The sequence below is a fragment of the Paludibacillus litoralis genome (assembly GCF_037646705.1).
Classification (GTDB): Bacteria; Pseudomonadota; Alphaproteobacteria; order Rhodobacterales; family Rhodobacteraceae; genus Pikeienuella; species Pikeienuella litoralis.
This window is the reverse complement of record NZ_JBBHER010000003.1, coordinates 275,670-298,673: the sequence shown is the minus strand read 5'-3', so window position 1 is coordinate 298,673 and position 23,004 is coordinate 275,670. Positions and strand designations below refer to the sequence as shown.

General features: G+C 63.0%; 18 protein-coding genes and 3 pseudogenes. 11 read left to right on the top strand and 10 right to left on the bottom strand.

Annotated elements, in window-relative coordinates; translation table 11 throughout:
* Nucleotides 1-54: 54 nt before the first annotated feature.
* From WG921_RS05845 to WG921_RS05815, 7 genes are all read left to right on the top strand, one after another.
* Nucleotides 55-1,011, top strand: a complete 957-nt coding sequence (locus WG921_RS05845; protein ID WP_340108268.1) for a tripartite tricarboxylate transporter substrate binding protein — start codon at nucleotides 55-57, stop codon at nucleotides 1,009-1,011.
* 81 nt (nucleotides 1,012-1,092) lie between these two features.
* Nucleotides 1,093-1,599, top strand: coding sequence for a tripartite tricarboxylate transporter TctB family protein (locus tag WG921_RS05840; protein WP_340108267.1), 507 nt, complete (start codon nucleotides 1,093-1,095; stop codon nucleotides 1,597-1,599).
* Nucleotides 1,600-1,612: 13 nt separating this feature from the next.
* Nucleotides 1,613-3,130, top strand: a complete 1,518-nt coding sequence (locus WG921_RS05835; protein ID WP_340108266.1) for a tripartite tricarboxylate transporter permease — start codon at nucleotides 1,613-1,615, stop codon at nucleotides 3,128-3,130.
* Complete coding sequence (locus WG921_RS05830; protein WP_340108265.1) at nucleotides 3,127-4,434, top strand: RidA family protein; 1,308 nt, start codon at nucleotides 3,127-3,129, stop codon at nucleotides 4,432-4,434. Before WG921_RS05835 ends, WG921_RS05830 begins: the two co-directional genes overlap by 4 nt.
* A 20-nt stretch (nucleotides 4,435-4,454) precedes the next feature.
* Nucleotides 4,455-5,189, top strand: a complete 735-nt coding sequence (locus tag WG921_RS05825) for a GntR family transcriptional regulator (protein ID WP_340108264.1) — start codon at nucleotides 4,455-4,457, stop codon at nucleotides 5,187-5,189.
* Between the two features lie 29 nt (nucleotides 5,190-5,218).
* Nucleotides 5,219-6,949, top strand: coding sequence for a thiamine pyrophosphate-requiring protein (locus WG921_RS05820; protein WP_340108263.1), 1,731 nt, complete (start codon nucleotides 5,219-5,221; stop codon nucleotides 6,947-6,949).
* 33 nt (nucleotides 6,950-6,982) lie between these two features.
* Entirely contained in the window at nucleotides 6,983-8,038 is a 1,056-nt protein-coding gene (locus tag WG921_RS05815) for an amidohydrolase family protein (protein WP_340108262.1), read from the top strand.
* A gap of 230 nt (nucleotides 8,039-8,268) precedes the next feature.
* Here the strand turns inward: WG921_RS05815 and WG921_RS05810 are convergent.
* Nucleotides 8,269-8,508, bottom strand: a pseudogene (locus WG921_RS05810) (IS6 family transposase); the annotation flags it as partial.
* Nucleotides 8,509-8,633: 125 nt separating this feature from the next.
* On the opposite strand from WG921_RS05810, the gene WG921_RS05805 reads away from it, so the two are divergent.
* Nucleotides 8,634-9,614, top strand: a complete 981-nt coding sequence (locus WG921_RS05805; protein ID WP_340108261.1) for a LysR family transcriptional regulator — start codon at nucleotides 8,634-8,636, stop codon at nucleotides 9,612-9,614.
* Nucleotides 9,615-9,706: 92 nt separating this feature from the next.
* Here the strand turns inward: WG921_RS05805 and WG921_RS05800 are convergent, their stop codons facing one another.
* The 7 genes from WG921_RS05800 to WG921_RS05770 all read right to left on the bottom strand — a co-directional run bounded on the left by WG921_RS05800 (nucleotide 9,707) and on the right by WG921_RS05770 (nucleotide 17,728).
* Nucleotides 9,707-11,830, bottom strand: coding sequence for an acetate--CoA ligase family protein (locus tag WG921_RS05800; protein ID WP_340108260.1), 2,124 nt, complete (start codon nucleotides 11,828-11,830; stop codon nucleotides 9,707-9,709).
* 12 nt (nucleotides 11,831-11,842) lie between these two features.
* Complete coding sequence (locus tag WG921_RS05795; RefSeq protein WP_340108259.1) at nucleotides 11,843-12,991, bottom strand: acyl-CoA dehydrogenase family protein; 1,149 nt, start codon at nucleotides 12,989-12,991, stop codon at nucleotides 11,843-11,845.
* Nucleotides 12,992-13,004: 13 nt separating this feature from the next.
* On the bottom strand, nucleotides 13,005-13,784 hold the full coding sequence (locus WG921_RS05790) for an enoyl-CoA hydratase/isomerase family protein (RefSeq protein WP_340108258.1): 780 nt from the start codon (nucleotides 13,782-13,784) through the stop codon (nucleotides 13,005-13,007).
* 22 nt (nucleotides 13,785-13,806) lie between these two features.
* Complete coding sequence (locus WG921_RS05785) at nucleotides 13,807-14,583, bottom strand: ABC transporter permease (protein WP_340108257.1); 777 nt, start codon at nucleotides 14,581-14,583, stop codon at nucleotides 13,807-13,809.
* Complete coding sequence (locus WG921_RS05780) at nucleotides 14,580-15,464, bottom strand: ABC transporter permease (RefSeq protein ID WP_340108256.1); 885 nt, start codon at nucleotides 15,462-15,464, stop codon at nucleotides 14,580-14,582. The genes WG921_RS05785 and WG921_RS05780 overlap by 4 nt, the downstream gene beginning before the upstream one ends.
* Nucleotides 15,465-15,474: 10 nt before the next feature.
* Nucleotides 15,475-16,539, bottom strand: coding sequence for an ABC transporter ATP-binding protein (locus WG921_RS05775; RefSeq protein WP_340108255.1), 1,065 nt, complete (start codon nucleotides 16,537-16,539; stop codon nucleotides 15,475-15,477).
* A 103-nt stretch (nucleotides 16,540-16,642) separates the two neighbouring features.
* A complete protein-coding gene (locus tag WG921_RS05770) occupies nucleotides 16,643-17,728 on the bottom strand; it encodes an extracellular solute-binding protein (RefSeq protein ID WP_340108254.1) in 1,086 nt (361 codons plus the stop codon).
* Between the two features lie 856 nt (nucleotides 17,729-18,584).
* Between WG921_RS05770 and WG921_RS05765 the strand changes: the two genes are divergently transcribed.
* From WG921_RS05765 to WG921_RS05755, 3 genes are all read left to right on the top strand, one after another.
* Entirely contained in the window at nucleotides 18,585-19,862 is a 1,278-nt protein-coding gene (locus WG921_RS05765; RefSeq protein WP_340108253.1) for a flavin-containing monooxygenase, read from the top strand.
* A gap of 93 nt (nucleotides 19,863-19,955) precedes the next feature.
* A complete protein-coding gene (locus WG921_RS05760) occupies nucleotides 19,956-20,381 on the top strand; it encodes a RidA family protein (RefSeq protein WP_340108252.1) in 426 nt (141 codons plus the stop codon).
* Entirely contained in the window at nucleotides 20,378-21,052 is a 675-nt protein-coding gene (locus WG921_RS05755) for a DUF1028 domain-containing protein (RefSeq protein ID WP_340108251.1), read from the top strand. Before WG921_RS05760 ends, WG921_RS05755 begins: the two co-directional genes overlap by 4 nt.
* Nucleotides 21,053-21,163: 111 nt before the next feature.
* Here the strand turns inward: WG921_RS05755 and WG921_RS05750 are convergent.
* Nucleotides 21,164-21,382 (bottom strand): annotated as a pseudogene (locus WG921_RS05750) (hypothetical protein); the annotation flags it as partial.
* A gap of 256 nt (nucleotides 21,383-21,638) precedes the next feature.
* A pseudogene (locus WG921_RS05745) lies at nucleotides 21,639-22,480 on the bottom strand (IS3 family transposase); the annotation flags it as partial.
* Nucleotides 22,481-23,004 lie beyond the last annotated feature (524 nt).

Below are 23,004 nucleotides of genomic sequence, written 5' to 3'. Positions count from 1 at the left end.
ACAGCTTCTGTCGCGACGCTGTCGGTAAAGAAGAAAGCAACAGAGGAGTCCCTCATGAAGTCATTCGCATCGAAGCTCGCCGCCGCTGCGGCGCTGGCGGCCGCAGTTGTTCTGCCGGCCGGCGTCGTCAAGGCGGAATACCCGACCAAGCCGATTGAATGGATCATCATGTGGTCGGCAGGCGGCGGCGCCGATACGGCCACCCGCATCTTCACCAAGTACTTCGAAAAGGAGCTGGGGCAGACCGTCATCGTCCGCAACGTCACCGGCGCCAGCGGCACCGTCGGCTACCTGACCGCCAAGGCGGCTCGTCCGGACGGCTACACCCTCGTCAGCGCGCTCAGCGATCTGCCGAAATACAAGCCGCTCGGCACCAAGGGCATCGAGGTCGACGATTTTGACATCATCGGCAGTTTCGCCGTCGAATCGCCGATTCTGGTCGCCCGGACCGATTCCGAAATCAAATCCCTCGAAGACTTCATCGAGACGGCGAAGGCCAATCCGGGCAACGTGACGGTCGGCGTTTCCAACATCGGGGGCGTACACCACCAGCCGGTCGTCTTGCTGGAGGAAGCCGCCGGCATCGACGCGCCGGTTATCGCGCATGATGGTTCGCCGCAGATGAACGCCGCGCTTCTTGGCGGCCACGTCGACATCATCTCGAGCTGGGTGAAGCAGTCGCTCTCCAACGTGCAGGCCGGCGACATGAACTACATCGCGTATTTCGGCGCCGAGCGTCTGGAGGCGTTTCCGGATGTCCCGACCGTGAAAGAGCTGGGCTACGACATCGTGTGGGAACATTCCTACGGCCTCGGCGCGCCGAAAGGCATTCCCGACGAAGCCAAGGAGAAGCTCTTGGCCGCAATGCAGAAGGTTTGGGCGAACCCGGACTTCGCGGCGGACATGCAGAAGGTGGGGCTCACGCTGCACACGAGCGGCCCGGAATACTACGACGAGCTCAAGGCGACGGAAAAAGCCATGGACCATGTCGTCGAGCTGATGAACCAGTAAGCAACGCAAGATTTTTCAGGCGCGGCCGGCGCCCTTGAGGCCCGGCCGCGCCACCACCCACAACATCACAGGACGCGGCGTATGTTTGCGAATTGGCTCGTAAGTCTCTTCTCAATCGGTCTCAGTCTGCTGTTCTTCGGGGCGAGCTTCACCCTTGTGACCTTGCGCGCCGACCCGGGCGGACCGGCCATCGTGCCGCAGATTCTCTGTATTCTGACCATCATCGCCGCCGGCGCCAATCTGGTGTTGACCATCGTCAGGCAGGACGGCTTGCGGGCGGTCGCCGCATCGATCAGATCCTTCTTCGCCGATCTCAAGCTCGGCGTCCGGGCCGAGAAGGCGGAGGGGCCGCGCGTGTTCGCGGCGATGCTGCTGGCGGGCGTCTATCCGGTCGGCATCACCGAATTCGGCTTTCTGCTCGCGACCGGCGCGCTGGTGGGAATCCTCTGCTGGATCTGCCGGCTCACGGCTTTGCGAAGCGTGATCCTGATGATCCTGACCCCGACCCTTATCTACTGGCTTTTCGACGACATCATGCAGGCCCGCGTGCCGGAAGGCCAAATCTTCGACATTCTCATGCTGTTCTGAGGGACCCGATTTAATGGAACCCGTTCTCGCCGCGATTTCGGTCCTCGCCGATCCCCTCAACATGGCGCTGCTCATCGGCGCCGTGCTCGCCGGCATCGTCATCGGCGCCATCCCGGGGCTAACGTCCGCCGTCGCCATCGGTCTGCTGATTCCGTTCACCTTCGGCTTCACGCCGGAGACTGCGTTCATCCTCCTGCTGGGCATCTATGTCGGCTCCATGTATGGCGGCTCGATCCCGGCGATCCTGATGAATCTGCCGGGCACGCCGTCGGCCGCCGTGACGACGCAGGACGGCTTCCCGATGACCAAGCAGGGCAAAGCCGGCGATGCGCTCGGCATCTCGATCTTCTCGGGCACCATCGGCGGCGTCATCAGCTGCTTCTTCCTGGTGTTTCTGTCGCTGCAATTGGCTCAGGTCGCGCTTCGCTTCGGCGGACCCGAATATTTCGCGCTCTGCACGTTCGCCATCGTCGTCGTATTCGTGTTCTCGGGCGAGTCGGCGCTGAAGGGCGTCGTCGCCGCGGGCCTCGGCCTGTTGCTGTCGACCATCGGCATCGATCCCATCGCGCCCTATCCGCGCTTCACCTTCGACATTCCGGAGATCGCCATCGGTCTGCCGATCGTGCCGGCCACCATCGGCATGTTCTGCGTCGCCGAGGCGTTCCGCATGCTGGAGACTCCCAGCACCCGCAACTCCCTCGACAGCAAATTCGCAGGCATGGGAAGCGTGTTCCGCAAGCTGCCGAAATTCGCGCCCTGCATCACGCGCTCCAGCATCCTCGGCACCATCGTCGGCATCCTGCCGGGCACCGGCGCGACCGTCGCGTCCTATCTGTCCTACAACCTGGAAAAGTTCCTCTCCAAGACTCCGGAGCGTTTCGGAAAGGGCGCGCCCGAGGGCGTCTCGGCGGCGGAATCGGCCAACAACGCGTGCTCCGGCGGCACGATGATCCCCCTACTCACGTTGGGTATTCCGGGCGATATCAACACCCTGCTCCTGATCGGCGCCATGTTCGTGCACGGCCTCGTTCCCGGGCCGACCATGTTCACCGACAAGATCGACCTCGTGTACGTGATCTTCGGCGCGATGATCCTCTCGAACCTGCTTATCCTGGTCCTGGGGGTGCTGTTCACCAAATGGGTCGCCAAGATCGCCACGGTCGAGAAGCGCTACCTGATCCCGATCGTGCTGGTCATCGCCATCACCGGCCCCGCGATCGGCTACGGTCACGTCTATTACTTCTGGGTCGCGATCTTTTTCGGCCTTGTCGGGTATTTCTGCGAGAAGGCCGGATTCCCGGTTCTGGCCATCGCCATGGGCCTGATCCTCGGGCCGATCCTGGAATCCAACCTGCGCTCGTCGCTGATGCTGCCGGGCGTCGACGTGGCGATGTTCTTCACCCGCCCCATTTCGGGGCTCTTCCTGGGGGCGGCGATCATCCTGCTGCTCTACGGGATTCGCCGCGAGGCCGTGCGCTGGCGCCAACGGCGCGCAGCATTGGCCGTCGGCGGCGCCGGAGGTTCGAAATGAGCGCAGTCGAGGCTATCTGTCCGGTCGAGATCCCGCGCGCGGGATTCACCTTCGCGCCGGCGATGAAGGCGGGGCCCTGGGTCTTCGCCAGCGGCCACATGGCCGCCGACTACGCCGTCGGGATCGATCCCGCCGTGTTGGCCGCGACCCGCGATCTTCGGTCCGGCGCCAGGCAGGAGGCGGAGGCGGCGCATATCTTCAGGCGCATGTCCGGCCTTCTGGCGGAATGCGGCGCCGATTTCTCGAACATCGTCCGCCTCGATCAATACTACCCCGACTGGCGCGCGGTGCCGCACTATCACCGGGCGCGCCACAAGGCGTTCAAGGGGACGCAGGGCGTGCCCGCCAGCACGTCGATTCTTCAGGATGCGCTGCTTTATCCGGACGCCAGCCTGCACGTCGAGATGCTCGCCCACACCCGCGCAGGCGGAGAGGCGATCGAAGTCCTGCGCCCGGACGGGCTGCCGGTGTCGTCGCATATGGGCTTCGCGCCCATCGTGCGTGTCGGCGACATGTTGTTCCTGTCCGGCCAGATGGCGGAGAAGGACAACGACGGCATCGCTCCGGAAGCCAGGGTGCCGTCGACGCATCATTGGAAGGGCTCCGCCATTCGCCTGGAGACGGATTACATCATCCGCAACAAGCTGAAGCCGGCGTTGGAAGCGGGCGGCGCCACTCTCTCCGACGTCGTGAAAGCGCAGGCGTACCTGTCCGATCCGAACGATATTCCAGCGTTCCACGATGTATGGAGCCAGTGGTTCGGCGACGCGGCGGCGGCGTTGACCGTGGTTCCATGCGCGACCCCGGGGTTCAACGTCATCGAGGCGTCCATCGAGATCAACATCGTCGCGATGCGGACGGATCGCAACGCCGAGCGCCGCGAGATCGCGGTCGACGGCGTGTCGCCGGTCTTCGCCTCCAGCGCCGCAGCGGTCCGCGCCGGGGACCTGCTGATGATTTCCGGACTCATCGCATGCGATGAGGGCGGCCTGATCTCCGCCGCGCGCCCGGATCCGCGTCAGCCCCATTTCGGCTCGACAGCCAAGGCGCAGATGCGCCATATCCTGGATCAGGCGGAGGCGCTTTGCGCGGCCGCCGGCGCCAGCCTCGACAATGTCGTGCGTATTCAACAGTTTCAGACGGATTTGCGGGAATTCCCGCAAACTGTCGAAACGTGGCGGGAACGGCTTGGCAGCCGCCCTCTGCCGATGTCGGCCGTTGGCGTGCCGGGTCCGCTGCCCGTCAGGGACGCGACCATTCAACTCGACCTTTGGGTGTACATGTCGCCGGGCGGCGGCGAGTAACGGATCTGGAGGGAATACTGATGAACGCAAGAAAGCCCATACGGGCCGCATCGTCTCACACCAGCCGGACCCAGACTGTCGCCGACGCGCTCCGGCAAGCAATCCTGGAGGGGGCGCTTCAGGCGGGGGAGCGCCTCAACCTCGACGACTTGTCCGAACATTTCGGCATGAGCCGGATGCCGGTTCGCGAAGCCATCAAGACGCTCGAAGCCGAAGGCCTGGTGAAGGTCTATCCGTATCGCGGCGTCGAGGTGTCGAGCCTGGGCGCCGACGACCTGGATGAACTGTTCGGGTTGCGCGACGTGCTTGAACGCAAGGCGGTGGCCCGCGCGGTGCCCCGCCTGAGCGAGAGCGATCTCGGCGAGATGAAGCGGATTCTGGAAAATATGGATTCGCTGGTGGATCAGCATGACGAGTGGCTCGACCTGAACCGGCGCTTCCACGAGATAATCAACCGCGCCTGCGGCTGGCCGCGCCTGACCGAAATGATCGATGTGCTGCGTGTCAACGTCGAGCGCTATGTCCGCGCCTACGTGTCGATGATGGGCCGCGAAACACCGCAGCGGGAACACTGGGCGCTTTACGAGGCATGCCGGGATCGCGACCCGGAGGCCGCGCAATCCGTCATCTCCGATCATTTGCGCCACACCGCGGACTCTCTGGCCAGCCAACTGCCCGACAGCGGGGCGAGAGCCGATACGGCGAACATGGCTCCCCCGGAGGAGCGACAGAAGAAAAGGACAAATCTCCTGTGAACGAACTTCTCTCCCGACGAAGCGAAGACATGAGCATCAGCGCGCCGACGGTCGCGGAATGGTTCCTGCGTTCTCTGATCGCGCACGGATGCGAGGCGATCTTCCTTAATCCGGGCACCGATACGCCGCCCCTGCAGGAGGCCTGGGCCAAGTTGAAGGCCGAGGGCCAGCCGGTTCCCGAATTGGTGCTCTGCCCGCATGAAATCATCGCCGTGACCGCGGCGCAGGGATATTATCTCGCCAGCGGCAAGCCGCAGGTCGCCTTCGTGCATGTGGATGTCGGCACGGCGAACGCGTCGGGCGGCCTGAATGACGCGCGGGCCTCGCAGATCCCGGTAATTCTGTGCGCAGGCATGTCCCCGGTGACGACCGACTCGTCGATCCCGGGCTCGCGCACGAAGTTCATCAACTGGCTACAGGATGTGCCGGATCAACAGGCGCTCGTCCGCAACTATGTGAAGTGGAGCCAGGTCGTCAGTCACCCTGCCGCTGTCTGCACTGCGGTCGACCGCGCCTTCCAGATGGCCCAGAGCGAGCCGATGGGGCCGGTCTACCTGGCCTTTCCGCGCGAGACGATGATGGAGCAGGTCGACGCCCCCTTGGCGCTGGGACCGGACCGCTCGAAACCGGTCAAGCTTCCGGCGTTGGACGAGGCGACGGCGTCCGCGCTTGTCGACAAGCTTCTGGCGGCGGAAAATCCGTTGATCATCACCGGCTACGGCGGGCGTTCGCGCGCGCATCGGGACGCCATCGTCGCGCTGGCCGAAACCCTCTCGGCGCCGGTGACGGAATATCGCGGCCGCTTCAACGCGCCGCTCGATCATCCGATGCATCTTGGCTTCAACCCGGAGCGCTGGGTCGGCGACGCCGATCTGATCCTGGTGATCGATCAGGACGTGGCGTTCGTGCCGGCGGACCGCAAGCTCCGCGACGACGTCACGATTGTGCATATGGGGCCCGATCCAATCCAGCAGAACCTGACCATCTGGGGCTTCCCCGCGGATCAGGTCATCCCCTGCAACACGCTGGCCGGGGTGTCGTCGCTGGTCGCGGCGGCCCGGACGCGCGCCGCCCGGTTGACGACGGATGAGGCGGCCAAACTCGACGCGCGCCGCGCCAGGGCGCATGCCGACCACGGCAAGATGCTCGCCGATCACCCGAAGACGGGAGACCCGGCGCGCACCAACCGCATCACGCCGTTCATGGTTGGCGAAGCCATGACCGATCTGTGCCCCGAGGCGCAGGTCTATGAAGAGGCCGTGACGTCCGGGAACCCGTTCGCCTATGGCTTCCGCCCGAATGAAGAGGGCGCCTACAACCGCAACGGCGGCTCCTTCCTCGGCTGGGGGCTCGGTGCGCCGCTGGGCGCCAAGCTGGCCGATCGGGAGAAGCTGATCGCGACCGTGGTGGGCGACGGATCCTTCATGTTCGGCGTGCCGACGGCGGCGTTGTGGGCGTCCCGGCGTCACAAGCTGCCCTTGCTGATCGTGGTGCTGAACAACGCTTGCTACAACTCCGTCCGGTTGGCGACGCGGGATTCCTACCCGCATGGCGTCCAGGCGGCGGACGGCTATGTCGGCGTCGACCTGATCGACCCGCCGGCGTTCGAAAAACTGGCCGAGTCCTGCGGCGCCTGGGGGGAGCGGGTGGAAACGCCGGCGGATCTTCGGCCCAGGCTGCGCGAAGCGCTCGACATCGTGCGGGAAGGTCGCACGGCCGTCCTGAACATCATCATAGAAGCCGCGGAGAAGCCGCTCTAAGCGGCGCCTCCCGACAAAAGCAGGCCTACATCAATGAATGAAAAGATCGCCCAAGCCGGCCATGCCGCGACCTGCCGCTGCTGGGGGTGCGACGTCGTCCGGACGTCGGCCTTCGACATTCACGCCCATTATTATCCCGATGCGTATCTTGATCTCATCGAGCGTGAAGGCGAAAGGTTCGGCGCTGTCTTCAAGCGCACGGAAGCTGGCCCTATCGTAAAGATCCCGCCGCTGCATGCGGGCCCCATCGCGGCGAAGTTCATCGACCTCGATTTGCGCATCCAGGCCATGGACGACCAGGGCGTTCACGCCCAGGCCCTGTCGCTGACCCAGCCCATGGCCTATTGGGCCGACGACGCGCTTTCGGAGAAGTTGTGCGTGACGTTCAACGACAGCCTCGCCGATGCGCACGCGAAGCACCCCGACCGCCTGTACGGTCTCGCCACGTTGCCGATGCAGAAGCCGGACCTCGCCATCAAGGAAGCCCGGCGCATCGCCGCCATGCCCGGCATGAAGGGCGTCTATCTGGGCACGTGCATCCTCGACCGGGAACTCTCCGACGAGGCGTTCTGGCCGGTCTATGAGGTCTTTTCGGAATTGCGCCTGCCGGTGTTCCTGCATCCGCTGAACGTCATCGGCATGGAGGACAGGCTGAAGGATTACTTCTTCTCCAATCTGCTCGGCAACCCGATGGACAACGCCATCGCCGCAGCCTACCTCGTTTTCGGCGGCGTTCTCGACCGTTTCCCCGATCTCGACATCGTGCTGCCGCATGGCGGCGGCGCTTTCCCGTTTCTTATCGGTCGGCTGGAACACGGCTGGCGCGTGCGCCCCGAGTGCAAGCATCTGGAACGCAACCCGCGCGAATACCTCAGTCGGTTCCATTACGACACCATCACCCACGACGCGTCGGCGCTGCGGTACTTGATCGACGTCGTCGGCGCCGATCGCGTGTTGTTGGGGTCGGACTACTGCTTCGATATGGGATACGAGCAGCCGCGTCGCATGCTGGCCGAGAATCAGATGATCAGCGATGCCGACAAACAGGCGATTCTGGAAACCAACGCGCGGCGGTTGCTGAAAATATGATCGCGCTGGCTTCATGATGTTCGGGGATCCCGATATTGCAAAGCTACCCGCGGCCTTACCACGGTAACGGCGCGAGGATATCGAGCGGCATGCTCTCGGCTCTCAGGCGGCGACGAACGCCAGCCCGCGAACGCTCCTTCCCGGGAGGTCTCATGGGGGGGCCGTCAGACAAAACGCACAAGTCTCTGTTGGGCCGGGATCCGCGCGCCCTCAGGCCGCGCCGAGACGGCCCGCCACTCGGAAAGCGCGCGCATCCGGTCGACGCGCCTGCGACGGATCTCGGCGGCGAACATCGGGCCGAACCTGTTCCACCAGAATCGGATCGTCACGCGGCGCACGTCGATCCCGCGCTCGTGGAGGAGGTCCTCGACATTCGTCAACGAGAGCGGGAAGCGGGCGTAGACCGTCACCGCCAGGCGGATGATGTCCGGGCTCGTCTTGAAGGCGCGAACCGGGCTGCGTCCGGTCATGCTCCGAGGTAAAATCCGGTCGAATCATCCACCAGGCCTCGCTCCTCTGACAATGCCCCCGCCAAAACGCAACGATCCCTCAGCACCACGCTTGACTGCGCCGGGGGAGCGGGCGACTTACGCTCATGTCCCTGCGCTACACTCTTCGTCAGCTTGAGTATTTCGCCGCCGTCAGCGACGAGGGAAGCATCGCGCGCGCCTCCGAGAAGGTGAATGTCAGCTCCCCTTCCATCTCCGCCGCCGTCACCCAGCTGGAACAGGAGTTTGGCCTCAAGCTGTTCGTTCGCAAGCATGCGCATGGTCTGACCCCGACCCAAGCGGGCCGCCAGTTTCTGGTGCAGGCGAGACGCGTCCTGCAGGAAGCCGGCGAGTTGAACCGGTTGGCGGACAATATCTCGGGGAATGTCCAGGGTCCGCTGAACGTCGGGTGCTTGCTGACCTTCGCCCAACTGATAGTTCCGAATCTGCGCCGCCGGTTCGAGGAAAAATTTCCCCTGGTTCAGGTCAGCCAGAATGAGCTCGACCAGCATGCGATCTTCGAGAAATTGCGCCGCGCCGAGATTGATGTCGCCCTGACGTATGATCTTGGCATACCGCGCGACATCACGTTTTTGCCTTTGCTCGAGTTGCCGCCTCTGGCGATGATGAGCGAGACTCATCCGCTCGCGCATCTGCCCCATGTCTCCGCCGCGGAATTGCAGAAGCATCCGTTGCTGTTGCTCGATCTACCGCACAGCGCCGAATACTTCCTCTCGCTCTTCGATCATGTCGGCGCGCGGCCGAAGATCGTCGAACGTACGAGGGATATGGCGGTGCTTCGCAGTTTGGCGGCGAACGGGTTCGGCTTCGGCGTCGTCAACACTCGCCCCGTGTACGATGTGGCGCCGGATGGGCGCCCTTTGAAGTTCGTCCCCATAAGCGGGCCAGTCCGGTCAATGCAACTCGGAGTGGCCCTCATCGGCGACACCGAGAAAGCGCTGACGGTGGAAGCTTTCATCGAACACTGCCGGAAAAGCGTCATCGAATCCGAGGCGTTCGGAATTCGGCCGGACCAGACTCCGGGCCGGAATACTGGCGCTCCCCGGCCGAAATCTGCGGGGGAGTGATGTCTCGCCCTACAGGCTAAGCCGCAGTCCAGGACGCGCCAGCGCGGCCGACCTGTCCAGAGAAAAGGACAAGCCGCCCGCGCCGGCTTTGCTCACTGCAGGAGCGCTCTGGCGTCGAGTGCGCACACACCTTCACCTTCGAGCCTGACGCCGAGCGGATTCACGTCAAGCTCGATCAGCTGATCGCGATGGTCCACGGCGAGATCGCTCAAGGCGCTCAGAGCCGTCGCCGCCTCGTTGAGATCGAGCGGAGCACGGCCTCTGAACTCACCGAAAAGTGGCGCGATTCTGAGAGACAAAAGAAGCTCGCGCGCCTTTTCGACGCTGATCGGCGCAACGGCGACAGCCACGTCCGAGAAGAGTTCGACAAAGACGCCCCCCGCGCCGCAGACGACGACAGGCCCGAAGAGCGGGTCCCGCTTGACGCCGAGGATCAGCTCCAGTTCGGGTTTCCACATCTCCTGCACCGAACAGCCTTTGAACGCGGAAGCTGAAAGATGCTTGCCCACCGCGCCCTCGATCTCAGCGAACGCGGACCGAACGGCGTCGGCGTCGGTCAGGTTCAACTTGACGGCGCCGATGTCGCTCTTGTGCACCAATCCGTCGGCCACCGGTTTCAGGACGACAGGATAACCAATTTCATTGGCGGCCGAGACCGCATTTTCGGCGCTGGCGGCCTCACGCTGCCGGGTCACGCGGACGCCGTAGCTTTCGATAAGGCTCTTCACCACCGTTTCTGACAGCAACTCCCCCGGCCGGCCTTTCAGCGGGGCGGCGGATCGCTGCTCCTTCGCCTGCGGCGCTTCGATTTCGGGCGCCTTTTCCCTCATCCGGAAATAGGCGTCGCGCGCCGCGAGAACGCGAATACAATCGTCGACGCGGTCGAAATAGACGCATCCGAGTTCGCGAAGGATCCGGCGCGGCCCATCGGCGGCGCTGCCGGGCGTCACGAGAAAGATGAAGGGCTTGCCCGCCGCGATCGCCGCCCGCGCCATCAGTTCGGTCATGCGCTCGTAGAACGGAACCGTCGTCAGAACGATCCAGACGAGCCCGGTGTCCGCGTCGCCGGCCATCGCGTCGTAAGCGCGCTGCGCTCCGTCGAATGGATCGGAGACGATCCTGCCGCCGAGGTCGATCGGGTTGTTGGCTTGCGGCGGCAGCAGAACCTCACGCAGGCTGGCGCGCGTCTCGTCGGAGAGGACCGAGAGGCGAAGCCCGGCTTCCGACGCCCGGTCGACGCCGATGCCGGCGCCGCCGCCCGAAGCGGAGAAAACCGCGACGCCGTCAGAGCAGCGCGTCGGCCATCGCGCCAGAACATCGGCGGTCTCGATCATCCCGTCCGGATCATCGAGCAGAATGATTCCGTGGTCACGGCACGCGGCGGAGAAAACATCGTAGGAGCCGGCGAGGCTGGCGGTGTGCGATTTCGCGGACTCGACGCCCGCCTCGGTCCTGCCGGTCTTGACCACCAGCAGCGGCTTGCCGATCCGCCGCGCTTCGTCGGCGAGCGCGAGAAAGCGCGCGGGGTCCCGCAGGCCTTCCATGTAGATGCAGATCACTTTCGTCGCGGCGTCATGAAGCAGGTATTCGACGAAATCGCTGATCTCCATATCGGCCTGATTGCCGAGCGAGACGCAGGCGCTGAATCCGATCCCGGCGTCGTCAGCGCGGTTATACATCGACACCATGAGCGCGCCGCTCTGCGAAATCAGGCCGACCGACCCGGCCCGGAGGTGATCGGTCTCCAGCACCAGGGACGAAGTGAGCGCCATCTTGCTGTGCGGGCTGATCAGCCCCATGCAGTTCGGCCCGACGATCCTCATCCCTGTCGATCGTGAAATCTCGAGCAACTCCTCCTGCCGCGCCGCGCCTTCTTCGCCGGCTTCGGCGAAACCGGTGGTCATGACGATGCAGGCCCCGACGCCCGCTTCGGCGCAATCGGCCAGCGCAGCGACCAGCGTATGCGCCGGCAGCGCGAGGAGCGCGACGTCGACCGGGCCTTCGGCCTTCGAGATATGCGGCACGCAAGGGACGCCGAAAACGGAGTCGCGCTTCGGATTAACCGGAACGATGCGACCAGCGAACTTGTGCTTGACCAGATAGTGCATCACCCGGCCGCCGAACTTTCCGACATCTTCGCTGGCGCCGATGACGGCGACTGAGCGGGGATGAAGGATACCCTCGGCGTCGAGCCGATATGCGATTGCTTCAGACAAGTTGTAGTCTCCTTAAACGAAGGCGGCGACGCCGAATTCTTCGCGGCCGACGATCAGCCGCTGGATGTCAGATGCGCCGTCGATCACCGTCAGCATCATCGCATCGCGCAGAAGGCGCTCGACGCCGGCGGCCTCGGAAAGGCCGTATGCGCCCATGCAGGACATGGCGGTGGTGCAGGCGGTGACGGCTGTTTCTGTAGCGAAGACTTTCGCCATCGCCGCTTCGCGTGGGCAGCGCCGGCCGCCATCGAGAATGCGGAGCGCGGAAATCGAAAGCGCGCGCGACGCCTCGACCGCCGCGGCGACGTCGGCGATCTTGGTTTGCACCGCTTGAAACTTCGCGAGAGGGCGGCCGAAAGCGGTGCGCTCTTTCGCATATTCTTTCGCGAGGCGAATGGCTTCCGCCGCAAGGCCGGCCGCCTGAAGGCCGATCAGCGCGCGCGAGGCTTCTATGCCGCGATAGAAGCCCTCGACCCCGTCGGTCCCCCCGCCAAGGAGATTGCTTTCCTCGAGCTGAAGATCATCGAATCCGACTTCGGCGAACGAGACATTGCGGATGCCGATACAGGGCAGTTCCTCCGAGGCCCAGGGCGTCGCGTCACGCTCCACGAAAAAGCGGCTCATGCGCTTGGGGCTGGAGTCAGGGTCGGTGATCGCCAGCACTGTCATCGCATCGGCGACGCCGCCGAGCTTGATCCATTTCTTACGGCCGTTGAGCCGGTATCCGCCGTTCGCCTTCACGGCGTTCGTCGTCATACCACGAAGGTCCGATCCCGCCTGCGGCTCGGTGATCGCCGCAGTGGCGACCATGTCGCCCGCGAGCAGTCGCGGCAGCCACCGTTCACGCTGCGCGTCATCGCCAAGAAAGAAAATGCTGCGCGGCGGAACGATCTCTCCGAGCATGATCGGAGAGGAGCCGAGGGCCTCCAGCAAGAGACCATATTGAAGGTAGGAAAGGCCGGCCCCTCCCGCCTCTTTCGGGATCGTGCTGCCGAGATACCCCATTGGCGCGAACGCCTTGTAGAGGTTTCGCATCTCCGCGTTGGAGAGGCGTTCATTCGGCTGTTTCGCCTCGAAGACCGGTTTCACGTGCCGCGCGATACGTTCGCGCGCCTCTTCATGGAGCGCGCCGCTGACGCTCTTGATATCGTTCATATCCATTTCGCGCGCGCCTTCACTCACCGGTGAAAGTCGGGGTGCGCTTTTCGAGGAACGCGCTCATACCCTCTTTCGCGTCTTTGGAGGCGAAAATGCGGTTCGCCCACGCCTCTTCCAGCAGAGCGGCGCGGTCCACGCCGTCGCGGCACTGCGCGCGGACGGCCTCCTTGATCGCCTGGATCGGCAGAGGCGCACCTGTCGCGAGGCGCTTCGAGACCCGGTCGACCTCCGCATCGAACTCCGCATCGGGCACCACGCGGCTGACGATCCCCAGCTCCATGGCGCGGGCGGCGGAAATATCCTCGCCCAGCAACAGGAGATCCAGCGTCCGGTTCCGGCCCAGATAGTGAACGAGGCGGACCATGCCGACGCTCCACGAAGGGATAATGCCGAGATAGACGTCGCCCGCGCGGAACTTCGCCGTATCGGAGGCGATGCGGATATCGCAGGGCCAAGCGATTCCGGTGCCGCCGCCAATGCACCAGCCGCGAATCGCGGCGATCACCGGCTTCGGATAGGTTTCGATCCGCTCGACGAGGGCGCGTCCAGCATCGCGCAACCCGCGCCCTTCGCCCGCCGGGCCTTTCTCATGACCGATGTCGGCGCCGGCGCAGAAGGCGCGCTCCCCAGCGCCCCGCAGCACGACCGCGCGGGTTTCGGCGCGGCTCTCAAGCTGGTCGAAGGCCGCCAGCATTTCTTCGATCAACTCCGGCGTCGCCAGGTTGAACGGCGGCCGGTTCAGCGTGATCGTGCTGACGCCGCCATCATGAGTCACCAGTATTGTTTCGAAGTTCATCGGTTTTCTCTCAGTTTGAAGGTCATTTCACGAAGGATCTGAGCCCGCCGATCCGCTCAAGGATCAGGATCAATGCGAGCGACAGAAGAATAAGCAGCGAAGACACCGCAGCCACGGTCGGATCCACCTGATCCGAGAGGTAATTGTAAATCCGGAGCGGGAGGGTCTGATAGGACGGCCCGGTCATGAAGATCGTCACTGTGACCTCATCGAACGACATGATGAAGGCGAAGATAAAACCCGCCGCCACGCCCCTTAGCGAAAGCGGCAGCGTCACGCGCCAGAGAGCTCGAACCCTGCTCGCGCCGAGATTCATCGCCGCCCATTCCAGCTCTTTCGGAACGTCACGCAGCGCCGCATCGATAGCCCTGATGGCGAATGGCGTGATCACGACAACATGCGTCGCCACAAGGCTGACGAACGTGTTGTAAAGTCCCACGCCGTTCAGGAACTGCAGCATCGCGATGCCGAGGACGACCGCCGGTATCAGAAGCGGCGACATGAAGTATGCGTCCAGCACCCGCTTGCCGGTGAATGTGAACCGCACAAGCGCGTAAGCCGCGAAGAAGCTGAGCGTGGTTGCGATGATCGAAGATATCAGCGCAAGCCGGACGCTCAGCATGAACGCGTCCATGAAGCCGCTGTGCTCGAAGATCTGCCTGTACCAGCGCAAACTGAATTCGCTCGTCGGCAGCACGAAGAATTCCCTCGGCGTGAACGACATCCAGACGATCAGCACCAAAGGCGCCAACATGAACGCCGCGATCAGATAAGCGTAGACCCGAAGAAAGATGCTCATTCGAAAATCACCTTCCGTTTGCCCGATGTCGTCGCGTAGTGGGAGAACTGGACGAGCGTCATCGTCGTCACCAGAAGAAGCACCGCCATCGCCGAGCCGAAAGGCCAGTTGAGATCGACGAGATTCACCTCATAGGCGAGATAGGACATGACCCGCGCGCGTGAGCCGCCGAGCAGCGCAGGCGTCGCGAAAGCGGCCATGTTCATGGTGAAATTGATGATCATCCCGGCAAGCAGCGCCGGCAGCGTCAGAGGAAAGATCACCTTGGTGAACACGCTTGTCCAGTTGGAGCCAAGATTGCGCGCCGCCCAGATCAACGACCGGTCGAAGCTGACAAGCGCCGCCCAGAGCGGCAGCAGAACGAACATGAAATGCCCGTGGACCAGGCCGATCACGATGCCGGTTTCGTTGAACATCAGCATCAACGGCTTGTCGATCAGCCCCAGCGCCCGGAGGCTGGAGTTCACGACCCCGTTCGCGCCGAGGATCAACGTCCAGCCGAAGGCCTTGACCGCCGTATTGACCAACCAGGGCGCGACGAACAGCATCAGCCAGAACGCCTGCGCCCGACCTGGCCGGTTGGAGATATACCACGCGATCGGAAAGGCGAGCACCGCCGTGATCGCCGATGTCAAAAGGCTGACCCGAATGGTGCGCCCGAGCACGCCGAGATAGAAACTTTCCGAGAGCTTGTCGTAATTCGCGAGCGTCCAGACGGAAGTGTCGATCCCGGAAAGACTGTAGGGATGGAAGCTGTTGATTATACTCTGCAGGAGCGGCCAGACAAAAAAGCCCAGCAAGACCAGAGCCAACGGCCCGGTGAAGAAGAGCGGCGTCCAGCGCAGAAATCTGCGCGGGGCTGGTGTGGTGGTCGGGTTCACGCCCTCCTCCTCAGCGCTGGAAGAATGTGTCATGCTCATCCCATCCAACGAAGATCGGCTCCCCCACCGCCGGCGCGCTTCGGCCTATATTGGGCGCGTGCGCCGATAGCTGTATCCCGTTGATACGCAACTGATAGGTGATCGTGCTGCCAAGATAGGTCACGGACTCGACCTTTGCTTCGAACCTGTTCGAGAGCTCATCATCGGCGACGTCGACGCGCACGCGTTCGGGGCGGATCATCAGCGTCGCGTTTTCACCCTGGCTTGTCTCGCCGGCGGTTGGCCGGAAACGAATGCGCAGGCCGTCCGTGGTCTCCAGCGTCGCGAGCCCGCCATTCATCTCGATGACGCGGCCAGGGAAGTGATTGATCTGGCCGGTGAATTCGGCGGCGAACATGGTCTTCGGTGAAGAGTAAATCTCCTCCGGCGCTCCTATCTGTTCGATGCGGCCGGCGCTCATCACCGCGATCCTGTCCGACATCGCGAAGGCTTCCTGAATGTCATGCGTCACCAGAATCGTCGTGATGCCCACGCTTTTCTGAATTTCTCGGACCTCGTGACGCATCGTCTCGCGCAGCTTCGCGTCGAGATTGCTCAGCGGCTCGTCCAGCAAAAGGAGGTCGGGCTCAACCACCAAGGCGCGCGCAAGCGCCACGCGCTGCTGCTGCCCGCCAGAAAGCTGGCCCGGATAGCGATCTTCGAACCCGGTCAAGTGGACGAGTTCAATGGCTTCGCCGACACGCCGGGCGATCTCGGCCGTTTTCTGACGGCGCATCTTCAACCCGAAGGAGACGTTCTCGAACACACTCAGATGGGGAAAGAGCGCGTAGTTCTGAAACACAAGTGCGGTGTTGCGCTCGCTCATCGCCCGGCCGCAAAGCCCCCGACCATTGAGCGTGATCTCCCCGGAATCCGGCTCGTAAATCCCAGCTATTGAGCGAAGAAGCGTCGTCTTTCCGCACCCAGAAGGGCCCAACAGGGAAAAGAACTCACCATCTCTGACTTCAAGATTGATATTCTTCAGCGCTTCGACTCCGCCAAAGGTCTTAGAGAGATTTCCAACTACGAGCGACATACGGCTCCCCTGTTCGCACCTCCGCCACAGGGGCTCGGCATGCGGGTTTGAATGTCACCGGGTCGCGCGGCCAGGGCGGCGCGACCCGAATACTGCTGTGAGATCAGCGGAGCGGAGCGATTTCTTTTTCGAACCGTTCGTTCCATTCTGACCGGACGGGAAGCACTTTCTCGTAGTCGAGCTTTTCGAGACTCGCTTTTTCCTCATCGGTGAGCAGATATTTCGCGCTCTCCGCAGAGACCTTGATGTTCTTGTTCATCGCATTGCTGCCGAACCGCTCAGCCCGATACGACTGGAATTCCGCCCCGACGATGAAATTGATCAGCGCGCGCGCGCCTTCAGGGTTGGGCGCGCCCTTCATGGCGCCGATCGCCGTGGGGCTCAGGAAATTGGGCGTCGGGATGACGACCTCGGCCGGGATGCCCTTCTTCTTGATCTCGTATCCGGAATTGGCTCCGAACACCGAGATCGCGACCAGCTCGCCCTGGAGATAACCGCCCAGCTTGGCGAAGGTGCTGGTCCAGTCGACGACGCCCGGGGCAATTTCGCGCAGCGCGTCGAATCCCGGCTCGATATTGTCGACCCCGCCGCCGTTCGCCATCGCCAGAAGCACGAGCGTGTAAAGACCATACGTGTTGCTGACCGGCGGGATGGAAACCATGCCCTTGAACTCCGGCCGGCCGAGATCCTCCCATTTTGTCGGAGGCGCCCAACCGTTGCGCTCGAAAATTTCAGGCTGGTAAATGATGCTGAGCGCGTCCGTGTAGGTGAACGCGCCGATCGTCTCGCCATCCTCCACGATCGGCGCTGTATCGTAGAGCGCCGTCAGGTTTGGAACCGAAGTCTCGTCGATCACATCGAAGAGCCCCTGGTGCATTCCCTGCAGCCAGGCGGCGTAATCGCTCATAACCACATCGATCTGGGGATTGTCTTTCTGCGCGATCGCGGTCGCAATGATTTCCGATGATGTGGCCTTTGGCACCAGCACCATTTCGTAGCCTGTCGCTTCCTTGAACTTTTCGGCCCAGCCCTCTTTCTCGAAAGAGGTTTGGATTGTTCCACCCCAGCTCAAGAGATAGACGGTGCCCTTTTCCGCCGAAATAGCAGGGGTGGCCGCGAGAGCCGCTACCGCCGCGACCATGCCCGCCGCACGAATTGCTCGGTAAGTCCGATTGAATGTCATCGCCATGTGTTGCTTCATCTCCATGCTGGATTTGGTGGATTTCGATCCATTTCGTATTTTTCAGTTCCCACCCCGTTCGGCCGGATAGCTGACAGCTGCTTGTGCTCCTGTGCGGCGCGTCTCCGCGATCTCATATTCGTGAGGCCGACAACACCAGCTCGACAACCAGCCGATGATTCCTCAACGCTAGTGAGTGGCGAGACGTAGGGGAAACACAATCATTCTAACTTTTGGTTCGGAAAATCCGATCCCGGCTGTCGTGATGTCCTTTTGGCCCCTGTTTTCAGGTTCGCTCCGCTCAGGATCCGTCCTGCCTAGCCTGATGCTGACGGCGCCCCGATCTGTCCAGTTTGAGCGGTGAATGATTGCCCGCATCCATCTTCATTATTGGCATGCATGTCAGTCGCTTATGCCGAGCCGCACCATATCTGCGTCTCACCTTAGCAGCCTCATCTCGATTTCGTCCACCATCAGAGAGCGTCTCTCGCCAGGGAGCCTCAAACGGAAAGCGTGCGGCCCATCCCAAAATGGAATGGAGGCGGGAGCGTCGTCACGACGGAACTTGCTTAGACAGCGCCTAACCGACGATGAGCGATACTTTTCTTTTTTGAGCCGACGCCGCGCTCCAATATCAGGGTCAACTTTGGTTCCCTGCCGCATTCCAAATCAGGGCCAGCCACATTTTCTCCAATCCGCGGGAACTCGTGTGATTGGGTCGTGATCGAGGCGCCGGCTGGGAGAACCGCGAGCGCATTGAGAGGTGCGGGCGCCCGCATGACCGATCGAACCGACAGGCGCTTTCACCGCGCTCAACGCCATCAGATCCGGTGACAAACCGGTAAAGGACTAAAGGGGCCTGGAAATGCCAACCGAAGAAATAGATACGCTCGTCGTGGGCGCCGGTCAGGCCGGTGTGGCCATGAGCGAGCATCTGACCAGGCGCGCCGTGCCTCATCTCGTGCTGGAACGAAGCCGCATCGCAGAACGCTGGCGCACGGAAAGATGGGACAGCCTGGTCGCGAACGGGCCAGCCTGGCACGACCGATTTCCGGGCATGGAGTTCGAAGGCGTCGGCCCCGACGGCTTCGCCTCCAAGGAAATGGTCGTGGAATATCTCACCGCCTACGCGTCAAAGTTCAACGCCCCCATCCGCTGCGGCGTGGAGGTGAAGGAGGTTCGTCGAAACGCAGGCAAGCCAGGTTTTCGTGTCGAGACATCGAAAGGCGTGATCGAAGCGCGAAACATCGTGTCGGCCACGGGCGCCTTTCAGCGCCCGGTCATCCCGCCAATCGTTCCCGCGGAGGCGGGTGTGACGCAGATGCACTCCACGTCCTATCGCAACCCGGACCAGTTGCCGGACGGCGCGGTGCTGGTTGTCGGTGCGGGGTCTTCGGGCGTCCAGATCGCCGAAGAATTGTTGCGCGCGGGAAGGCGCGTCTATCTTTCGGTCGGCCCACACGACCGCCCGCCGCGGGCCTATCGCGGCCGCGATTACTGCTGGTGGCTTGGGGTTCTGGGCAAGTGGGACATAGAAGCGCCCGCGCCGGGAACCGCGCATGTCACGATAGCAGTAAGCGGCGCGAACGGCGGACATACCGTTGATTTCCGGAATCTCGCCGCCCAGGGCATGACGCTGCTTGGCATGACGGCGGCGTACAAGAACGGAGTGATGAGCTTCGCCCCTGATCTGGCGGAGAATATCGCGCGAGGTGACGCCAACTATCTCTCCATGCTCGACGAGGCCGACGACTATGTCGCGCGAAATGGCGTGGAGCTGCCGGAAGAGCCGGACGCCCGCGTCATCCCCCCGGATCCGGACTGCCTGACCAACCCTATTCTTGAGCTGAATCTTGAAACTGCGGGCGTAGCGTCGATCATATGGGCGACGGGGTTCACGCACGACTACGGCTGGCTCAAGGTCGACGCGTTCGACGAGCACGGGAATCCGAAGCATCAGCGCGGCGTTTCCACCGAGCCGGGGATATTCTTCCTCGGGCTGCCCTGGCAATCGCGGCGTGGATCATCTTTCATCTGGGGCGTCTGGCACGACGCAAAGCATCTTGCGGACCATATCACCACCCAGCGCAAGTATCTGGATTACCACGCCGCAGCGCTTCGCAAGGTGCAGAACGAATACTGAGGCGGCGCGGCGCCTTCCGATCATCGCCAAACTGATCTTAAGATGACGCCACGGCCCGCCCAGATTTGGATTAACGCAGTTGGAGCGCCTCTCATGGCACATACCCGCATCCGCAAATTCAACACTTCGGACACGTATCCGGAACAGAACCTGGACAACGATCTCTGTCAGGCTGTCGTCACTCAAGGCGGCAAAACCGTCTATCTGCGGGGTCAATGCCCCCAGAATCTTGACGACGCGAAGAACATCGAGAGCCACGATCCAGTGGAGCAGACCCATAAGGTCATGCAAAATATCAAGCAGCTGATCGAAGAGGCTGGCGGTACGATGGACCATCTGGTGAAGGTCGTGGTCTATATCACCGACGTGCGCCATCGTGAGGCCGTCTACCGCACCATGGGCGGCTACATAAAAGGCGTTCACCCGGTGTCCACCGGTCTGGTCGTCCAAGCCCTGGCGCGCCCGGAATGGCTGGTGGAGATTGACGGCACCGCCGTCATACCGGATCAGGCCCGATGACGTTTTCTCTCGTCGCTCGCTGCGCCGAAACGGGCATGTTCGGCGTCGCCATTTCGTCCTCCTCACCCGCCGTCGCGGCAAGATGTTCGTTCGCGCGCGCGGGCGTCGGTGCGGTCGCGACCCAAAATGTGACCGACCCTCGCCTCGGCCCTCTCGCGCTGGATTTGATGGAGAAGGGCCTGACCGCTCGTGAAACAGTGGAGGAAGTGCGGAACGTCGGCGCGTTCATCGATTATCGTCAGGTGCTCGTCGTCGACCATGCGGGGCTATCCGCAATCCACTCCGGCGCGAATTCATTGGGAATCTGGACCGAGGCGCAGGACGACAACGTCGCTTCGGGCGGCAACATGCTGGCGAATGAGGGAGTGCCGCAGGCGATCGTGCGCGGGTTCCTTTCATCCGCGGGTCATCTCGGGGATCGCTTGATCGCCGCGATGCGCGCCGGGCTAATCGCAGGTGGAGAAGCCGGCCCCATTCATTCAGCAGGGATGAAGATCGTCGACGAGGTCAGTTGGCCGGTCGTCGACCTGCGATGCGATTGGACCGACGCCTGCCCCATAGAAGCCGTCGCCGCCGCATGGGACGTTTATAAACCACAGCTTGACGCCTATGTTCAGCGCGCGCTGGATCCCCGTCAGGCGCCCTCATACGGTGTGCCTGGTGATGAATGAACGGCGGCGCCCATGAGCAGACCCGCTTGAGGGGGCCGCTCATGGGCGCTATTGCGCAAATCTGATTGTCGCCCCAATGCCCCTTTCCCCGGAAGGTGAACCGCGCCGGGTTTAGCGGAGGCTGATTTCAGTTGGTTGCGCGGCGATGTCCCCGGTTTCCAGAGCGGGACAGAAGTTGGCCTCTGTTTCCGCCGGCGGAATGTTCCCGATAGGCTTGAGCAGACGGCGGTTATTGAACCAGTCCACCCGTTCGAGTGTTGCGTGTTCCACGGCTTCGAAATTGCGCCGTGGGCCGCGGCGGTGACTGACCTCGGCTTTGAACAAGCCGTTGTACGCGGGCCGCCCGCGGCGGTCAGGCTCTCACTCTCGGGCGCTGTGCTGGCGCGCATGCTCGGCGGCGGCGCGGGCGATCCCGACAAGCGGCTGGCCATCTCGCTCCCCTTCGTCATTCGGAAACGCGGCGTCGAGACGAAGCTCGTTCTCGGCGGCGTCCAGGCGGCGGAGCCCGATCCGGCGCTCATTTGCCTGCTGGCGGACGCCCAATGCTGGATGCGCCGGCTATTGACGGGCGAAGGTCCACGGCTGGATCGGAGCCGTTGTCGGATCTTATGAATTCGGGCGGGCCACGCAGGATGAACAGGTCCGTCAGGGCGTCGACCACGTCGGTCGAATTCAGCTTGCGTTGGACACGGATCACCAGCGCCTCCCTCGTGAACTCGTCAATGATGTTGAGCGTGCGGAACAGCCGCCCGTCATGAGTCCGATCCTGGACGAAATCGTAGGACCGGACATGGTTCGGGCGCTCGGGCCTGAGCCGGACGCAGGACCCGTCATTCAGCCAAAGCCGGCCCTTCTTCGCCTGCCTCCGCGGAACTTTGAGCCCTTCGCGCCGCCAGATCCGCTCGACCCGCTTGTGGTTCACATGCCATCCGGCGTTGTTCAGCATCCCGGTCACCATCCGATAGCCGTAGCGCCCATGAGTGCGCGCCAGCTCGATGATGTCTTCGATCAGCCGTTCCTCGTCGGGCTGGCCACATGGAACCCTGCGCTGCGTCGATCTGCGTTGACCAAATGCGCGGCAGGCGCGGCGCTCGGACACGCCAAGCGCCTGCCGCGCGTTGTCGACGCATCGCCGGCGACGCGAAGGGCTCAGAAGTTCCCCCGGGCGGCCTCCGTCAGGATCGTCTTGTCCAGCGTCAGATCCGACACCGCCCGCCACAGCCGCTGGTTCTCCGCCTCCAGCGCCTTGAGCCGCTTCAGCTGGTCGCGGTTCATGCCGCCATATTCCTTGCGCCAGCGGTAATAGGTGTTCGGCGTCACGCCGATCCGCCGAACCGCGTCAGCGATCGACCGGCCCTGCCCCTGCAGAACCTCAACCTGCCGTAGCTTCAGCACGATCTCCTCGGGCTTGTCTTTTTTGCCTGCCATCCTCTGGTCCTCCTGAGAGCGAGATAGCTCTATCCCGGTGGGTGGACCACTTCAGTGGGGGCAGGCCAGACAGTCAGGAGCACTAGACCAACGCCAGCCGAATAGAGAAGAATTACAAAAGTGACTCCCCTGACAATTGTGGTCAGAAGCTTCCTCGAAAGTATGAGGGAGCAATCAGGGGATGCCGGCGCCCACGCCATGAGCGAGCATCTGGCGCTCATCAGCGCCGAGGTCGATCCCGGCGCCCATGCCGCTCCCACTCGATCGGGCCGGCCGGCATACGACGCCGAAACTAGTCGTCCCTGAAAACACCCCCCTCATGGCGCCGCCGTCGCGCGCGCCGGAGCCGAACACAGTCACGGATATCTGGCGGTTCATCAGCGACAACCGGCTCTCGAACCGCGCCTTCATCAGCTACGACGACATCTTCGCTCATTGCTGTGAAGCGTGGAACAAGCCCACGGATCGGTCATGGCGCATCCGAACAATCGACAGGCGGGATTGGGCGCATCAGTCGTAGACCG

Excerpts from the sequence above, each read along its gene's own strand:
- WG921_RS05775 (WP_340108255.1), bottom strand. The coding sequence starts at position 16,539 with ATGTCGCTCGTAGTTGGAAATCTCTCTAAGACCTTTGGCGGAGTCGAA.
- WG921_RS05770 (WP_340108254.1), bottom strand. The coding sequence starts at position 17,728 with ATGGCGATGACATTCAATCGGACTTACCGAGCAATTCGTGCGGCGGGC.
- WG921_RS05835 (WP_340108266.1), top strand. The coding sequence starts at position 1,613 with ATGGAACCCGTTCTCGCCGCGATTTCGGTCCTCGCCGATCCCCTCAAC.
- WG921_RS05765 (WP_340108253.1), top strand. The coding sequence starts at position 18,585 with ATGCCAACCGAAGAAATAGATACGCTCGTCGTGGGCGCCGGTCAGGCC.
- WG921_RS05790 (WP_340108258.1), bottom strand. The coding sequence starts at position 13,784 with ATGAACTTCGAAACAATACTGGTGACTCATGATGGCGGCGTCAGCACG.
- WG921_RS05825 (WP_340108264.1), top strand. The coding sequence starts at position 4,455 with ATGAACGCAAGAAAGCCCATACGGGCCGCATCGTCTCACACCAGCCGG.
- WG921_RS05755 (WP_340108251.1), top strand. The coding sequence starts at position 20,378 with ATGACGTTTTCTCTCGTCGCTCGCTGCGCCGAAACGGGCATGTTCGGC.
- WG921_RS05845 (WP_340108268.1), top strand. The coding sequence starts at position 55 with ATGAAGTCATTCGCATCGAAGCTCGCCGCCGCTGCGGCGCTGGCGGCC.
- WG921_RS05760 (WP_340108252.1), top strand. The coding sequence starts at position 19,956 with ATGGCACATACCCGCATCCGCAAATTCAACACTTCGGACACGTATCCG.
- WG921_RS05820 (WP_340108263.1), top strand. The coding sequence starts at position 5,219 with ATGAGCATCAGCGCGCCGACGGTCGCGGAATGGTTCCTGCGTTCTCTG.
- WG921_RS05830 (WP_340108265.1), top strand. The coding sequence starts at position 3,127 with ATGAGCGCAGTCGAGGCTATCTGTCCGGTCGAGATCCCGCGCGCGGGA.
- WG921_RS05785 (WP_340108257.1), bottom strand. The coding sequence starts at position 14,583 with ATGAGCATCTTTCTTCGGGTCTACGCTTATCTGATCGCGGCGTTCATG.
- WG921_RS05805 (WP_340108261.1), top strand. The coding sequence starts at position 8,634 with ATGTCCCTGCGCTACACTCTTCGTCAGCTTGAGTATTTCGCCGCCGTC.
- WG921_RS05840 (WP_340108267.1), top strand. The coding sequence starts at position 1,093 with ATGTTTGCGAATTGGCTCGTAAGTCTCTTCTCAATCGGTCTCAGTCTG.
- WG921_RS05815 (WP_340108262.1), top strand. The coding sequence starts at position 6,983 with ATGAATGAAAAGATCGCCCAAGCCGGCCATGCCGCGACCTGCCGCTGC.
- WG921_RS05795 (WP_340108259.1), bottom strand. The coding sequence starts at position 12,991 with ATGGATATGAACGATATCAAGAGCGTCAGCGGCGCGCTCCATGAAGAG.